The organism is Bifidobacterium jacchi (assembly GCF_009078285.1).
Classification (GTDB): domain Bacteria; phylum Actinomycetota; class Actinomycetes; order Actinomycetales; family Bifidobacteriaceae; genus Bifidobacterium; species Bifidobacterium jacchi.
On record NZ_RQSP01000016.1, the window covers coordinates 17,416 to 33,546 of the forward strand.

General features: G+C 63.8%; 10 protein-coding genes and 1 tRNA gene. 6 read left to right on the forward strand and 5 right to left on the reverse strand.

Annotation, left to right across the window (positions count from 1 at the left end; genetic code table 11):
• Positions 1-332 precede the first annotated feature (332 nt).
• The gene (locus EHS19_RS05695; protein ID WP_175578335.1) at positions 333-851 is read right to left on the reverse strand and encodes a PTS sugar transporter subunit IIA; all 519 of its coding nucleotides are present in this window, start codon (positions 849-851) and stop codon (positions 333-335) included.
• Entirely contained in the window at positions 848-2,392 is a 1,545-nt protein-coding gene (gene nagE / locus EHS19_RS05700) for an N-acetylglucosamine-specific PTS transporter subunit IIBC (RefSeq protein ID WP_151916814.1), read from the reverse strand. Before nagE ends, EHS19_RS05695 begins: the two co-directional genes overlap by 4 nt.
• Positions 2,393-2,870: 478 nt before the next feature.
• On the opposite strand from nagE, the gene EHS19_RS05705 reads away from it, so the two are divergent.
• The 5 genes from EHS19_RS05705 to EHS19_RS05725 all read left to right on the forward strand — a co-directional run bounded on the left by EHS19_RS05705 (position 2,871) and on the right by EHS19_RS05725 (position 9,108).
• The gene (locus EHS19_RS05705) at positions 2,871-4,184 is read left to right on the forward strand and encodes a homoserine dehydrogenase (protein WP_151916815.1); all 1,314 of its coding nucleotides are present in this window, start codon (positions 2,871-2,873) and stop codon (positions 4,182-4,184) included.
• A 147-nt stretch (positions 4,185-4,331) separates the two neighbouring features.
• The gene (locus EHS19_RS05710; RefSeq protein ID WP_151916816.1) at positions 4,332-5,420 is read left to right on the forward strand and encodes a homoserine kinase; all 1,089 of its coding nucleotides are present in this window, start codon (positions 4,332-4,334) and stop codon (positions 5,418-5,420) included.
• Between the two features lie 194 nt (positions 5,421-5,614).
• Complete coding sequence (locus EHS19_RS05715; RefSeq protein ID WP_151916817.1) at positions 5,615-7,129, forward strand: Maf family protein; 1,515 nt, start codon at positions 5,615-5,617, stop codon at positions 7,127-7,129.
• A gap of 456 nt (positions 7,130-7,585) precedes the next feature.
• Positions 7,586-8,335 carry a hypothetical protein gene (locus EHS19_RS05720; protein WP_151916818.1) on the forward strand — a complete coding sequence of 250 codons (750 nt, stop codon included), beginning with the start codon at positions 7,586-7,588 and terminating at the stop codon, positions 8,333-8,335.
• Positions 8,336-9,035: 700 nt separating this feature from the next.
• Positions 9,036-9,108: transfer RNA gene (locus EHS19_RS05725), tRNA-Lys, on the forward strand.
• Between the two features lie 434 nt (positions 9,109-9,542).
• Here the strand turns inward: EHS19_RS05725 and EHS19_RS05730 are convergent.
• Positions 9,543-11,303 (reverse strand): thiamine pyrophosphate-dependent enzyme, encoded by a 1,761-nt coding sequence (locus EHS19_RS05730; RefSeq protein WP_175578336.1) that lies wholly within the window; start codon positions 11,301-11,303, stop codon positions 9,543-9,545.
• A gap of 287 nt (positions 11,304-11,590) precedes the next feature.
• On the opposite strand from EHS19_RS05730, the gene EHS19_RS05735 reads away from it, so the two are divergent.
• Positions 11,591-12,268: a FadR/GntR family transcriptional regulator gene (locus tag EHS19_RS05735; RefSeq protein WP_151916820.1), complete on the forward strand. Its 678-nt coding sequence runs from the start codon at positions 11,591-11,593 to the stop codon at positions 12,266-12,268.
• A 973-nt stretch (positions 12,269-13,241) separates the two neighbouring features.
• Here EHS19_RS05735 and EHS19_RS05740 read toward each other — a convergent pair.
• Both EHS19_RS05740 and hisC read right to left on the reverse strand, forming a co-directional pair.
• Complete coding sequence (locus tag EHS19_RS05740; protein WP_175578337.1) at positions 13,242-14,837, reverse strand: S10 family serine carboxypeptidase-like protein; 1,596 nt, start codon at positions 14,835-14,837, stop codon at positions 13,242-13,244.
• Entirely contained in the window at positions 14,834-15,982 is a 1,149-nt protein-coding gene (hisC, locus tag EHS19_RS05750) for a histidinol-phosphate transaminase (RefSeq protein ID WP_151916823.1), read from the reverse strand. Before hisC ends, EHS19_RS05740 begins: the two co-directional genes overlap by 4 nt.
• Between the last annotated feature and the right edge of the window lie 149 nt (positions 15,983-16,131).

Sequence of the window (16,131 nt, forward strand, 5' to 3'; positions counted from 1 at the left end):
GATGCAGGGAACAGAAACGGCTTAATTCCAACGTTTTCGCGCATACTTGGCATTTCAGATCCCTACACCATGCGAAAAAGGGTGCCACGCACCATGTTCGGAGTGGACGCGCACCATGTGCGGAGGGTGCCGCGCAAAGGGACACGTGCGGGACAGCACAGTGCAGGGAACAAGCGTCACAACAGCTGAGGCCCTCCCTGCTGCGTGAACAGCGAGGAGGGCCTCAGCCTTAGGAGTGATTTTCAGTTATACATCATACCGTGATTGAAGGAGACAATCACTTGCCACTTAGGGTCTCGTCGACCGGTCTTACCGACCGGTCTCGCCGACGATCACTTGGTGGTGAGCGTGCCGACCGGCGAACCGGCGGCGACGGCACCAGCGGCGGTGATCGACAGGTCCTTGATGAGCGCGGGGTTCGTGAACACCACGATCACATCAGTGGGCTTGCCGGCGGCCTTGATCGCGTCGAAGTCGACATCGATGACCGGCTGGCCAGCCTTGACGGTCTGGCCCTCCTCCACCTTCAGCGTGAACGGAGCGCCGTTGAGCTGGACCGTGTCAACACCGATGTGGACGAGCACCTCGACGCCGCCAGCAGTGGTGATGCCCACTGCATGGTGCGCGTTGGCGACCGTGGTCACCTTGCCGGAAACCGGGGCGAGAACCGTCGTGGAGGAAGGAACCACGCCGAATCCGTCACCCAGAATCTTGGCGGCAAACGTCTCATCCGGAACTTCAGTGACCGGCTTGATCGCACCATCGACAGGAGCGAGAATCGTCTCGCCTGCGGCAGGTGCAGTCGGCTTGGCAGCCGGAGCGGGAGCGGCAGCGGGCTTGGCTGCCGTCACGCTTTTGGGTTACCACCTCCGATGACCGGCTTGCCGTGAATGACCTCCATGGCGTCGGCCACGGCCTGCACCTGCGTGCCGACGATGACCTGAACGTTCTTCTTGTCGATCACCTTGACACCCGGCACGAGCTTGCGGATGGCGGCGACGTTGACCTTATCGGAGTCGTTGACGCCCATGCGCAGACGGGTGGTGCAGTTCTCGATCTCGGTCACGTTGCCGCGGCCACCGAGAGCGGCGTAGAGGGCATCGGCCAGATCGGCGTACTTGTCGCCGGTGGTGGTGGTGCCGGTGTCGAACGCGGCGTTGGAGGCGTCGTCATCGTCATCGTCGCCACGACCCGGGGTCTTCATGTTGAACTTCTTGATCATGAAGTCGAACACGAAGTAGTAGATGACCGCGAAGACGAGGCCCTGTACGATCAGCATCCACGGCATGTGGGCCTGCGGCACACGCAGCGACAGGAACCAATCGATGAAGCCTGCGGAGAAGTTGAAGCCTGCAATCCACTGGAAGGCGGCCGCGATGAACACCGAGATGGCGGTGAGCACAGCGTGCACGACGTACAGCGGGAAGGCGGCGAACATGAAGGAGAACTCCAGAGGCTCGGTCACGCCGGTGAGGAAGGCGGACAGGCCAGCGGCCAGCATCAGGGAGCCGACGGCCTTCTTCTTCTCAGGCTTGGCGTTCCTGTAGATCGCGAACGCACCGGCCGGCAGGCCGAACATCATGATCGGGAAGAAGCCGGCCTGGTAGATGCCGGTCACGTAGGTACCGAACGGGTGGAAGCCACCGGTGGCGATGGTCGCGCCCTCACCGGACCAGAACTTGCCGATATCGTTGATGCCGGCGAGGTTGAACCAGAACACGTTGTTGAGCGCGTGGTGCAGACCGGTCGGGATGAGCAGACGGTTGAAGAAGGCGTAGATGCCGGCGCCGACAGCGCCCATGCCCATGATGGACTCGCCGAACCAGACCAGAGCGCCGTAGACCGCAGGCCACACGAACAGCAGGATCAGCGAGATGACGGACATGATGGCGGCGGTCAGGATCGGCACGCAGCGGCGGCCGGAGAAGAACGCCAGGAAGTCAGGCAGCTTCGTCTTGCCGAACTTGTTGTATAGCGCACCTGCAACGCAGCCGACCATGATGCCGAAGAAGACGTTCTTGTTGCCGATGGCGCCCGGAGCGAATGCGGGGTGCTCGTTGGCGAACTTGGTGGCATCGGAGGCATCCCAGCCCATGAACATGGCGGCGGAACCCATGATCGTGGTGACAGTCAGGAAGCCGACCAGAGCGGACAGTGCGGAGGCGCCGTCCTTGTCGCGCGCCATACCGATGGCGACACCGACCGCGAACAGCAGACCAAGGTTATCGAGAATGGCGGAACCGGTCTTGCACAGGTACGCAGCGACAACGTTGCCGCTACCCCAGCCATCAGGATCGATCCAGTAACCAATGCCCAGGAAGAGTGCCGCGGCAGGCAAGCACGCAACAGGCAGCATAAGAGCGCGGCCTAGGCGCTGAATATATGCTTTCATTTATTCCAACCTCCCTCTCAGCGAGGACTCAGTGAGCAGCATTGCTTTCTCTTTGCTTATCGCTCACGGGCTTGGTATAACACCTCGGTGTTCCGCCTTTGGTACAACGATGTTAACTAAATCCGTAAGCTCGCTGCATCGGTACATATATTACGCCAATCAGTGAGCCGTGTCACATCAAGTTAAGAGGGTTTACAAAATGGCGCAGCGGCGGGCGCGAGGCTCGATGCCGAAAAACCTAGCAACGGTGCGGGTAGGCGGTCGCACGACGTTTCGCCGATGTTTCATACGTCGGTCGGCGCATCGGCGTGTCGGACTCGTTCCGGTAGGATGACGGTGGGACGTGTCGCATCGGGCGGCACGCGCAAGCCTGACATCAGCCTGACATTTATATCCATGATCCCTTGATGATCGGGCATGGCACATGCCGGGCGGACCGCATCGACGCCGCTCGGCGGCACCGGGAAAGGACACGCACGTGGCACAGGACAACACAACACCCATCCGCGTAGGACTGCTTGGAGCCGGAACCGTTGGCTCGCAGACCGCGCGTCTGCTGGTCGAGCAGAAGGACGAGCTGGCCGCACGCATCGGCCGGCCGATCGAGCTGGTGGGCGTCGCCTGCCTCGATCCGGACGAAGTGAACTACCCGTGGATCGACAAGTCGCTGCTGACGACCGACACCATGCGCGTCGCCACCAACGCCGACATCGTGATCGAGCTGATCGGCGGCACCGGAGTGGCACGCACGTTCGTGATGGCGGCGATCGAATCAGGCGCGTCGGTGGTGACCGCGAACAAGGCGCTGCTCGCCAAGTACGGCCCGGAGATCTACAACGCGGCCGCCGCCAAGGGCGTGGACATCTACTTCGAGGCGGCCGTGGGCGGCGCGATCCCGTTCCTGCTGCCGCTGCGCGAGTCGCTCGCCGGCGACAAGGTGACGAGCATGCTCGGCATCGTCAACGGCACCACCAACTACATTCTCGACGAAATGACCACCAAGGGGCTCCAGTTCGACGACGTGCTGCGCGACGCCCAGGCCAAGGGCTACGCCGAAGCCGACCCGACCGGAGACATCGAGGGCCACGACGCGGCGAACAAGGCCGCGATCATGGCGACGCTCGGATTCCACACCAACGTGACCATCGACGACGTGTCGGTGGAGGGCATCACCAGCATCACCGCCGACGACATCGCCGCCGCGACCGCCGAGCACAAGGTCATCAAGCTGCTCGCCGTCGTGGAGAACGGCGAGGCCGGCGTCTCGGCGCGCGTCTACCCGGCGCTCATCCCCGACACGCACCCGCTCGCCTCGGTGCACGGCTCGTTCAACGCGATCTTCGTCAAGGCCGAGGCGGCCGACGATCTGATGTTCTACGGTCGCGGCGCCGGCGGCGCGCCGACCGCATCCGCCGTGGTCGGCGACGTGGTGACCGAGGCGCGGCACATCGCGCAGGGATGCACCGGTCCGACCATCCCCATGTACAACAATCTTCCCAAGGCGCCGATCGAGGCGAGCCGCGCCGCGTTCGCCGTGCGCTTCCTCATCCACGACAAGCCTGGAGTGCTTGCGGCGATCGCCAAGGAATTCGCTGACAACGGCGTGTCGATCAACGGCGTGAACCAGGATCTCAAGCCCACGATGAAGGAACCGGGCTACGACGGCGAGCTTCAGCAGCTGCGCATCGTGACGCATCTGACCGACGAGGTGACGCTGCGCCGCACGGTCGCCGCCGTGCGCAAACTCGACTTCGTGACCGGCGAGCCGTCGATCCTGCGCGTGCTCGACTGAGCGGCATGAATGCGGCTCCCTTCCGATGAGGGAGCTGGCGGCGAAGCCGACTGAGGGAGGAAAAGCACTCCAGGGCGGTCTCTCCCTCAGTTTCGTTCACACTCGGCAGCTCCCTCATCAGAGGGAGCCAATCACAGAGGAAGCTATATGAATCCTATCTGCACACAGGTCAAGGTGCGCGTGCCGGCGACCAGCGCGAATCTGGGATCCGGATTCGACACGGCCGGTCTTGCGCTTGATTTTCACGACGAGCTCACGTTCACGCTGAGCACGGACGCATCGGGGAGCGCCGATCCGTCGGACCGCTCGGCGCATGTGATCATCCACGGCGAGGGCGAGGACACGCTGCCGCGCGATGAGACGCATCTGGTCGTCTCGACGTTCCGACGCGCATGCCAGACGTTCGGTCTCGGACGACTCGGGTTCACGCTGGAGGCGTTCAATCATATTCCGCAGGCGCGCGGCATGGGCTCGTCGGCCGAGGCGATCGTCGCCGGCATCGCAGCAGCCGCGGCATTCGCGCAAAGCGGCGATCTCAACCGCGATTCGGTGTTCCAACTGGCCGCCGCGATCGAGGGGCATCCCGACAACGTGGCGCCAGCGGTGTACGGCGGCATGACCGTGTCGTGGAATTTCGACACGGACGAGGGTGTCGGCTCGGTGCCGATTCCCGGCGGCGAGCCGCTGCACGGCGGCTTCCACACGATCAAATACCAGGTCGATCCGCAGATCCACGCCTCGGTGTTCGTGCCCGACTACGAGCTGTCCACCGAGAAGGCGCGCAAGGCGCTTCCCGCACAGCTGCCGTATCGCGATGCCGTGTTCAACGTGTCGCGCGTGGCGCTGCTGGCGGCGGCGATGAATCCGGCCGCGTTGGCGACTTCCGCGGCTGGCACGGCTGGCGTTGCTGGCGCATCGGTTGGCGCATCGGTTGGCACGGCACCGACCTCCACACCGACCGATGCGAATGCGCTGCTGTACGCGGCGACGCAGGATCGGCTGCATCAGCCGTATCGCAAGGATCTGATGGCCCCCTCATGGGAGCTGATCGAGTCGCTGCGCGATCGCGGCTATGCGGCGGCGGTCTCCGGTGCCGGCCCGTGCGTGCTGGTGCTGCACTATGGGGATGCGACCGCGGCGATCGAACAGGTGGCCGAGGAGCGGTTCACGGATGTCTATTGGAAGGTGCTGCATCTGCCGATCAACACCACCGGCGTTGAGGTGACGCGCATCTAAGGCGCGTATCCGAGGCCCACACCCGAGGCCCATGTCGGAACTGTGCAAGCCGGGCGAACCACCACGAGTGAACGATGATGATGGCTCCGGCATCGTCAAGGAGCCATCATCATGGAGTCGTCAAAGATCCATCATCATGAATCGCAGCCCGGTGATCATCCTGCGTACGAATACAGATTAGAGGTCAGCCAATCATGTCCATTCCGGTGATTCTCGCATCGAAATCGCAGCCGCGACGCGACGTGCTGGTCGCGGCCGGCGTCTGCCCCACGATCCGCGTGTCGCATGTCGACGAACCCGCCGCGCTGGAACGCGCCGCGCGCGAATCCGGCGTGCAGGTGAGCGATCTGAGCGTCGAGCAGCGCGTGTGCATCCTCGCCTCTGCGAAAGCGGACGCGGTGCATCAGGCGTATCTGAGCGTCGCGAGGACCGCGCGCGAGGCAAGCGGCGAGCGCACCATCGCCTACCCATTGCAGGCGCGCGAGCTGCAACGCGATATGGATGCGGCGAGCAACGCGGCAGCGAGCAACGCGGCAGCGAATGCCGCCGACGACGCTCCGATCGACTATTCGTCGGCACCGATCGCCACCACCCGCGATTTCTCCGGCATGCACATCCCCACCGTCACCGAGCCGATCACCACCGTGATCGCGATGCAGCCGGGTCTGACGCGCGCCAGCGTCGGCCCGATCATCATCGGCTGCGATTCGATGTTCCTGTTCGACGGCGAATGCTACGGCAAGCCGCACAACGTCGAGGTCGCCCGGCAGCGACTGCGCGCGATGCGCGGCCGAGCCGGCGAACTGTGGACCGGGCACCGCGTGATCGATTTCGCGTCCGGCCGCACCGCCACCGCGGCGAGCCATGCGATCGTGCGCTTCGCCGACTATTCCGACCGCGACATCGAACGCTACATCGCCACCGGCGAACCGCTGGAAGTGGCCGGATCGTTCACGTTGGAGGGATTCGGCGGCGCATTCATCGACTCGATCGAAGGCGATCCGCACGGGATCATCGGCATTTCGCTGCCGCTGCTGCGACGGCTGGTCGGCGAGCTGGGCATCGAGTGGACCGATCTGTGGAATCTGGCGAGGGAGGACCTCATGGATGGCGTTGAGGACAGCAAGGCGAATCCGGGCGGTGCTGCGGCTGGCGGCGCTGCGGCTGGCTGCGCCGGCGGTAACGTTGCGATTGCGCCTAAGGAGAACGTGCATCAGCCCGGCGACGGATGGATCGACTGCGCGTGCGGGCGACGCCATTGGGGATTGAACGGCGCTTCCGGCGTACTGCTGGCCCGGCGCGATCCGGTCAGCGGCGAAGTGACCGACGTGGTGATGCAGCATCGCGCCGCGTGGAGCGCGGAGGGCGGCACCTGGGGCATTCCGGGAGGCGCCACCGCGGATGGCGAATCGCCGATCGAGGGCGCGCTGCGTGAATCGTATGAGGAGGCGAACATCACGCCCGACGACATCGAGGTGGTCGGCTCGTGGCGCGAGGACCACGGCAACTGGGCGTACACCACAGTGTTCGCGTTCGAGAAGCCCGGTCACCGCGTGATGCCGCGCGCCAACGACGACGAAAGCATGGAGATCCGCTGGGTGCCGATCGACGATGTGCCGAATCGGCGGCTGCTCACCGCCATGCGCACGGACTGGCCTCGATTCGCCGAGCGACTGCGCGCGATCGCCGCGCAGCGTCGCGGTCGGTAGTTCTGGGCGGTAGATCTGAGCGGTAGTTCTCGGTTGGGGCGGACAGTAGGTTCGGATAGCGGGTTCGGACTGCGGATTCGGACGGTAGGAACAAAACCACAATAGCCAGCAGCACAGCCGACGTCCCCAGTCAGCTTCGCCCAAGCGGAGCGTCCCGCATACGTCTGCGTGGAACGCAACGCGACAACAGACACATGCCGCGCATTGCGCCCCGCAACAGCATCCGCAAGCCGATGGGATGGAACACAGACAGATCACAAACAGATCACGACGTTGCGTTCCGCAACAGCAACAGGTGCTCCCCTGCCCTGCGCCGCACATTCGTTGGCATAGAATTCACCATCCAACAGCGAGCAAACGGCGTGTGCCGTCCGAATGCAACGTAGTCTGGAATTGCGGTATCGCAGGGGAGTCGCCGCAACGAACTCGTCAACAGATTCGTCAAGGAGCACGATCATGTCTGGCATGTCTGGCTTGGGATCCGGCATCGGTTACCACGTCGCCGTGGATTTCAATCATTTCAAGAAAATCTATCTTGCGCAGAACCGCCGATACATGCGCAAGACCGGCATCGGCGCGGCCGTGGTCGGCGTGCTGCTCACGGCGGCCGGCATCGCGATGGTGATCACCGAGCCCAGCGGCAATTCGCTGGGAGTTCTGGCGGGCGGCGTTGCAATCGGCGCGTTCGGCATCGCGATGGCGGTGCATCCGTTCACCATGTTCCAGTCGCGCAAGGGCGAGGTGTACAAGTTCTTCGCAATGTTCGGCGCGCCGGTGACCGGACAGGAACCGTTGAACGCGCTGTACACCGAGTTCGACGTCATTCTCGGAAATCTCGGCATCGAGTTTCGGCTGCGCGACGGCTCCGTGCATCGTCTGCCTTGGGTGGCGCTGACCAATCCGGCGGTTGCGATGGATTGCGGACATGTGTTCGCCGGCGACGACGGCAACAACAGCTCGCTGCTGCACAATATGATCGGCATCAACGCGTATCTGCGCGAGGGCATGGAGGCGGTGCCGCTGGTGGTCCCGAGCGAGGTCGAGCGCGCGTACCCGTGGCTGCTCGATGAAATCAGCCGCCATATCGCCGATGCCAACGCGAAATTCGGGGATAACGGCAATGCCAAAGGAGGCCCGGAGGCGCAGGCGATCATCGCATGGCTGAACGCTGCACCGGAAGGCGGAACTGCACTATCTCGAAACTGAGAGGCTGTTTTTCGGTTTTGCGGCAGTCTATCTGAAAACTGAGAGGCTGCCGCAAGCCGAGACGTCACCACGGCTACGCCGTTTTCGGCTTGAACACGCGCCCGTCAGCCATCCGCGTGGCCTCTCAGTTTCGAGATAGACTGCCGCGGCACGCGAAATCAGCCTCTCAGTTTTGAGATAGCTGACAAAGCGACGGTCAAGAAAGCTACACTTGCACCCCATTCGCATGGAATGCCCGACAATCGAGTCGATGCCTACCGGTCGAAGCCTTTCGCGCCGGCCGCGAAACGTCGTCCTCAACCGATCGTGTGCATACAACGGACATGAACCAGCCTCGGCGATGCCAAAACGAGCCAGTGACCAAGGATCGTGTGCATAGGACGGACATAAGCACGATCAATTCGTGTGCATACAACGTACACAAGCACAATCGTGTGCATGGAACGTACGCGAGAAGGGCGGCAGAGGCCTCCCCATATACGTCCCATGCACACAATCGATTTGCCGCATACGTCCCATGCACACAATGGCAAACAGACGAGAGGATGATGGCTCACAGATGACGGAATCATAGGTCGGTCGGGAAACGACCGATCGTGATGTGTGCAGTTCGAATAAGGCGAACGGACACGAATAGCGCAGCACACTCGCGCAACGCCGATTTGGCTTGTCTCGCATAGATGTGTATCTTAGAAATGTTGCCCCTCTAGCTCAACGGTTAGAGCAGCGTCCTTTTAAGTCGTGGGTTGTGGGTTCGAATCCCACGGGGGGCACCGGTAAGCCCTTGGAATTGCAACGATTCCAAGGGCTTTGTCATATCCGTCATTGTTTGTTTTTGGGGTGTTGATTGTGGGGTTACGCACAGAACCGTGGGTCATATCCGCACGTGTTGTCGGCGTGTCGGTTGTTAGTCTGATCGACCCGTCCGTCCTTTTCATTGTTGGCTTGCGCATGAATGCCGCAGTCCGCCGCACTCGCCCCGGCACACTCCCGTCTTCCATCCAATAGCGCAAGACAATCTCGAAACAATCGGCCATTTCGAGATTATCTTGCGCTGGCACCCCTCGTAGAGCAAGGTTTTCTCGAAATCAAGGCAAATCCCGAGAAAAAACTTGCGCTCAGTAGTGGGTTTGCGCAAGGCGACGACACTGGATTGAACGCATCAAATGAAATGCGTCAAACCGCGCCGAAGCACAGTCGAACGCCGCTACTCGCGCGGCACGCGATCGGCGTGCTCAGGCAACGCGGGCGGAGTCGGCAGTCCCTCGTGCACCAGATTCCACGGCGAGGGGAAATCGGCCACCGGAACTTCGATCAGCGTCGGCGTGCGGCTGGCGAGCGCCTTCTCCAGCGCGCGTCCAAGCTCGGCCGGATCGAACACACGCGCGTGCGCGATGCCGAACGCCTCGGCGAGCGTCATGTAGTCCGGGTCGGTCAGATCGGACGAGAACACGCGGCCGCCGTAGTTGCCGTTCTGGATGCGACGCACGTTGCCGTAATAGCCGTCGTTGAACACGACCGCCGCGACCGCGAGTCCGAATCGACGCATCGTGGATAGCTCCTGCATGGTCCACGAGAAGCCGCCGTCGCCGCTGACCGATACGACGCGGCGGTCGGGCGCAGCCGCCTGCACGCCGAGCGAGGTGGCGAATCCGAAACCGAGCGTGCCTTCGTAGCCGGGGCCGATGTAGGTTTCCGGACTGTGCCGCGGCATGCAGATCGACGCTGCGTAGCCGATCTGCGTGTATTCGCTGACGAACACGCCGTCCTTGCCGAGCACGCGGCCGATCACATCAAGGTATTCGCGTTGCGGATCCAGCTGCGCAAGCGTGGCGTCGCTCCACGCGCGCGCGGCGGCGATCTCCTCGCTGCGGTCGATCGGCTGGTATCGCAGCTCCGCCGCCGCACCGCCCGCAGCGTCGCCGCCCGCAGCGGTGCCGCAACCAGCAGCACCAGCCGCCGCAGCATTCGTTCCCGCCCCGCCGAGCAACGCGACGAGTCCGGCGAGCGCCGACTTCGCATCGGCCAGTACCGCGATCTCGGGGTGCCGCGGCCCGGTCAGATCGGCGGCATCCACGTTGATGCAGATGTACGGCACATTGTTGACGTTGAGTTCACCGCCGAAGCTGCCGACGAAGCGCGATCCGACCGCAATGATCAGATCGGCGGTTTCGCGCAGTTTGCGGAATGCGACCTGGTCGAAGGCGAGCGGATCGTCGGCATCGATGTCGCCGCGTCCGTTTTCGGTGACGACGACCGGCGCGCCCAGCAGATGCGCCAATGCGGTCAGTTCCTGCGAGGCACCGGCCGCGCGCACGCCGCCGCCGGCGTAGATGAGCGGCCGCTTCGACGCCGCGATGCGTCGCGCGGCCTGTTCAAGCACGTCCACCTGCGGCTGGGTGGGTTCGGCGGCCACGTATCCGGGGATGGCGAGGTCGGCGGGGATGGGCGCGGCGAGCACGTCCGGCGGGATTTCCAGCACGACCGGGCGCGGACGTCCGCTTCTCAACTGTCGGAACGCCTCGGCGACGAGCGCGGGGATCTCGTCGGCGGTCTGCGCAAGCGCGTGCCATTTGCACAGGCGCGCGATGATGCCGGTCTGATCGGGCAGTTCGTGCAGAACACCGTCGCCCTTGCCGATCTGTCGCTTGTCCACCTGCCCGCAGATGAGCAGCACGCGCGAGTTGGTGGCGTAGGCGGTGGCGAGTCCGGCGAGCGCGTTGAGCACGCCGGGGCCGGGCACGACCATGCCGACGCCTTCACGACCGCTGCTGCGCGAGTAGCCGTCGGCCATGTAGGTCACGGCCTGCTCGTTGCGCGCGCAGATGTATTTGATCTGGCTTTTGCGATAGTACAGCGCGTCGCATGCGGCGTCGAGCTGTACGCCGGGGATGCCGAATATCGTATCGACGCCCTGTGCGATCAGGGATTCGGCGAGCGCGTCGCCGCCCGTGGCAAATCTAGTCATGGTCCTCCCGAATTCGTGCCGAATTTGGACGATATCGCCGGCTATGCGCACATGCCGCATGCCGACGCGCAAGGCTATGGTTCCACGCGTTTGGGTTGTTGCGTCTGCTAACATGCCGGATACAGAAAAAATATAATAATGATTATTACGAATTACGTTACGAGCTTGCATTATGCAACTCATGTATACTGGCATCCGCTTGGCAACAGCCCGGTAGGTGCCTAGTGGACGCCCGGCAGGTGCCCGGCGACCACTCAGCAACCGCCAGGTAGCCGCAAGGAGGAGTCATGACTAGCGCACAGTCACTTTCAGGTACGGTCGCCGACGCCATCGAGGAGCAGATCCGCACGCAGCATCTGGAGCCGGGTGATCGCATCGGCACCAAAACCGAACTGATCGAACGGCTCGACGTGGCTCCGGCGACGCTGAACGAGGGTCTGCGCATCCTTCGCGAGAAGAGCATTCTGGTGCTCAAGCCCGGTCCCAAAGGTGGCATCTTCGTGGCCGACCAGCCGCCGCTGTCTCGTCTTGCGGTGGAGATCGCCGATCTCAAGGCGGCGCGGCTGATTAACGTGAACGACGCGATCGAGGTGCTGGACGGTCTTGACACGCAGGTCATGCACGATGCGGTCCGCTGCCGGACCAAGCGGGATGTGGCCGATCTTGAGGAGCTGCGCGAGCTGCTGATTGCGCAATGGCACACCGCGCGCAGCGAGGAGATCAACTGGCGTCTGCACCGGCAGCTGGCCGGCATCACGCCGAATCTGATGCTGCGCAGCTTCTATCAGAACCTCGTGGACTACATCATGGCCGAGGGGTCCGATCCGACGCTGGGCGTCAAGGGATTCGACCCGCATAGCGACAAGCGTCTGGACATTCATCTTGCGTTGATCGATCTGGTGATCGAACGTGACGACTCGCGCGTGGACGAGGTGCTGACCGCGCATCGCATGGTCAAGGCGTAGCGAGTCAAAGCGTAGCGAGCACGGCTTGTTCTTGCGCTGCTGTGCGGTGACGTGTGCTGATGTGCGGGATAGCGACACGGGGTAGCGACAGCCACGCGATGGAAAAAACGGGCATTTCTTCATCGCGTGGCTGCTCGAACCGCCACACCACACGATGCGACCGGTCACAACCGGTCGCGCGACCGCAAAAACAACACACACAACACGATGTAATCGGTCACACGCCATCGCGCGCCAAACCACACAGCCACGCGATGGAAAAAACGGGCATTTCTTCATCGCGTGACTGCGACGACAGCTACGACAACAACTACGACAATGTCATCACCGAACCAACCGAACCAAGCGCAAGAAAATCTCGAAACAAACCCCGAGCCCGAGAAAACCTTGCGCCACACCACCCCTCGGCGCAAGAAAATCTCGAAACAAACCCACAGTTCGAGAAAAACTAGCGCTACAAAGCAGCTCTGCGCAAGATAATCTCGAACTTGCCACTTTCCCCGAGAATCTCTTGCGCGAATCCCCACTAGTGTCCTGCGTCAGAAGTTCGTTGACGAATTCACTACCCCTCAGTCCCGCTTCGCGGCCCAGCTCGATCCGCAAGCATGGACGCGCTGCGCGCGCGGCCTGCCGGCTCGCCGGTCGGCTCGCACAGCACCTACAAACAGCTCCGCTGTTTGCTTCACGGTGCTGATCCTGCAATCACGGACGCGCCGTGCGCGCGGTCTGCCGGCTCGCCGGTCGGCTCGCACAGCACCTACAAACAGCTCCGCTGTTTGCTTCACGGTGCTGGTCCTGCAATCACGGACGCGCCGTGCGCGCGGTCTGCCGGCTCGCCGGTCGGCTCGCACAGCACCTACAAACAGCTCCGCTGTTTGCTTCACGGTGCTGTCCTGACAAGGGGAGCCAACAATATAATCAATGAACTTCTGACGCGGCACACTAGAACCGACTAGAACCCACTAGAACCGCCCTAGAACCGGCCGTCGCGGTAGAAGGCCGCGAGGTCGGCGTCCATCGCGGCGAGCGCCGCCGCATCCACGTAGGCCATGTGCCCGGTGGCGTACAGGCCGTACGAGATGTTCGCCCTGAGCCGCGGCGCGAGGAACAGGTGCGCGATGTCGTTGCGAGCCGACAGATACGGGCACGCCAGATCGAACATGCCACCCATCACCGCGACCTTGAGCAGCGGATTGCGCCGCATGGCCGCCGACAGGTCGAGCGCCGTGTTCGGGCATTTCATCGGCTCGTCGAGCGCGGGCGCGCGGTGCATCCAATTCCAGTTCGGCTCGACCTGCATGTTGTTGAGCACCAGATACGGCCGATTCCACGCGTATCCGATCGCGCTCAACGCCGCACGGAACGCGCACGTCTCCGCCGAATTCACGCCGGCGGTGGCCGCATCGTTCGTCGCCGGATCAGCGCCGCCGGAGCCGACCACGTAATCGTTGTCGGCCACGAACCGCGCGTCGAAACGCCCGATCATGCGCCCCTGCGAGCCGCGCAGAGCCGCACGGAAATCCTCCATGTCGAGTCGCAGATGCCGCTGCTCAAGCAGCGCGGCATCGATGCCGATCATCTCGCCGAGCCGAACCGCCACGTCATGCTCGCGCTCGGCCGGCAGCCGGTCGCCGAGCATCAGCGCTGCCGCATAGTCGCCCAGCGCGAATTCCTCGGCGCGGCGCAGCAGCTCGCCGTCGACCGCCGCGGCGGCACCAGCCGCGTCGGCACCGTCGGCGAGCGCCCGATGGTAGGCGGCGGCAGCGGCGTAGGACGGCACCAGATCGATGTATCCGGCGTCGGAACCGGCCTGATCGCTGGCCCAGTCAAGCAGATTGGACAGCATGATCACGCCGTTGAGATCGATGCAGCGGTTCTGGATCATGTTGGCCATGACCGCCACGCGCGTGGTCGCATAGGATTCGCCGAACAGGTATTTCGGCGCATTCCAGCGCGCGTTCGCGGCGATCCAATCGACCACCGCGCGGCAGAACACGTCGGCGTCCTCGTCCACGCCCCAGGCGCGCGAGTCGGGCACGCCGGGCGCCATGACGGACCAGCCGGTGCCGGGCGCGTCGATGAACACGAGATCGCTGTATTTGAGCAGCGTCGCCGGATTGTCCTCGATCGGATAGGGTGCGGCACCGCACGGCAGCGGGGCAGTCGACGGCGGCTTGATCGGCCCGAATCCGCCGGTGTTGAGCCATACGCTTGACGAGCCGGGGCCACCGTTGAACAGGAACGTCACCGGCCGCGTCTCGCCGGCCGCGGTCAAGTCGCCGCTGGTTTCGCGCGCCACATAGGCGACGGTGAACACCGATGCGATCGGCGATCCGTCGTTTTCGCGAATGTCGAGATGGCCTGCGGTGGCGGTGTATGCGATGCGCGACGCGCCGTCCGTCCAGTCGAAGTCATGCGATGCGGGTGCGGGGTGCGCGACGAATCCGGGTTCGCTCACGAATCCAGCCGCGCCAGCCGCACCAGCCGCACCAGCCGCACCAGCCGACTCCGCAGCACCAGCCGACGCCGCAGCGCCGCCGGCAGCCGCGCAGCAGCCGCCCGCGCTCATCGCGCGCCCCACTGTTCGGCCGCGGCGGGCAGATCGCGGATGATCGCCGCGCAGGTTTCGATCACCAGATCGTTGGCCTCATGCGTGCCGACGGAGATGCGGATGCCGTCGCCGCTGAACACGCGGGCGATCACGCCGGCTTCGGTGAGGCGTTCGGCCACCTGATCGGTCAGGTCGTTCAGCTGCAGCCAGAAGAAGTTCGCGCCCGACGGCGGCACATGCCAGCCCTGCTCGGCCAGCGCGTCGGTCACGCGGTCGCGTTCGGCGATGAGGTCCTTGACGCGCGCGTCGAGTTCGTCCTGCGCGTCGAGCGAGGCGACGGCGGCGGTCTGCGCCACGTCGGAGACGGAGAACGGCAACGCCACCTTGCTCATCTCGTTGATGACCGGCACCGGGCCGATGCCGAAGCCGATGCGCAGTCCGGCCAGCCCGTACGCCTTGGAGAACGTGCGCGCGATCACGATGTTCGGGTATTCGCGCATCAGCTCGGTGGCGACTTCGGTGTCGGCATCGGTGTTGAACTGGTAGTACGCCTCGTCGAACAGCACGACCACATCCTTGGGCACGGCGCGCATCAGCTGTTCGGCTTCGGCGCGCGAGACGGTGGTCGAGGTGGGGTTGTTCGGATTGTTGACGATGATCAGACGCGTGCGGTCGGTGATCGCGGCGATCATCGCGGGGATGTCGTGACGCAGGTCGGCGGTCAGCGGCACTTCGACCGGGGTCGCGCCGGCGCCACGCACGATGATCGGGTACGCCTCGAAGCTGCGCCACGGGTAGATGACTTCGGTGCCCGGGCCGGACAGCGCGTCCACAAGCATCGTGATGACCTCGGAGGAGCCTGCGCCGAGGATGATGCTCGCCGGATCGACGTCGTAGCGCTTGGCGAGTCGTTCGACGACCTTCCAGCCGTGCATGTCGGGGTAGCGGTTCATCGTCGTCAGCGCGGCCGCGTCGATGGCCTTGACGACGGACGGCAGCGGGCCGTACGGGTTCTCGTTGCTGGACAGCTTGAATGCGCGGCGGCCGGCTGGGGCGGGCTTGCCCTGACGGTACACGGGGATCGCGGCGAGGTCGTCGCGATGGCGGAATGCCGCGATCGTTTCGGCTGCTGCGGTTCCGTTGGCTTCATTGGCTTCGGTCATGATGTTCCTTTCATCTGTTGCTTATCAGTATCGTAGTCGGCTTGTCGCGCGCACATGCGCAACGGCCACGCGCGCCACGTGCGACGCATGCTTTCGTTCACGCGTCGCACGACGCCGCACACGCGCGCCGCACGCCGCCGCACGATGCC

What these genes read in the sequence shown, in the direction of transcription:
- hisC (WP_151916823.1), bottom strand. Translation starts at nt 15,982, where the DNA reads ATGACCGAAGCCAATGAAGCCAACGGAACCGCAGCAGCCGAAACGATC.
- EHS19_RS05740 (WP_175578337.1), bottom strand. Translation starts at nt 14,837, where the DNA reads ATGAGCGCGGGCGGCTGCTGCGCGGCTGCCGGCGGCGCTGCGGCGTCG.
- EHS19_RS05715 (WP_151916817.1), top strand. Translation starts at nt 5,615, where the DNA reads ATGTCCATTCCGGTGATTCTCGCATCGAAATCGCAGCCGCGACGCGAC.
- EHS19_RS05710 (WP_151916816.1), top strand. Translation starts at nt 4,332, where the DNA reads ATGAATCCTATCTGCACACAGGTCAAGGTGCGCGTGCCGGCGACCAGC.
- nagE (WP_151916814.1), bottom strand. Translation starts at nt 2,392, where the DNA reads ATGAAAGCATATATTCAGCGCCTAGGCCGCGCTCTTATGCTGCCTGTT.
- EHS19_RS05730 (WP_175578336.1), bottom strand. Translation starts at nt 11,303, where the DNA reads ATGACTAGATTTGCCACGGGCGGCGACGCGCTCGCCGAATCCCTGATC.
- EHS19_RS05720 (WP_151916818.1), top strand. Translation starts at nt 7,586, where the DNA reads ATGTCTGGCATGTCTGGCTTGGGATCCGGCATCGGTTACCACGTCGCC.
- EHS19_RS05735 (WP_151916820.1), top strand. Translation starts at nt 11,591, where the DNA reads ATGACTAGCGCACAGTCACTTTCAGGTACGGTCGCCGACGCCATCGAG.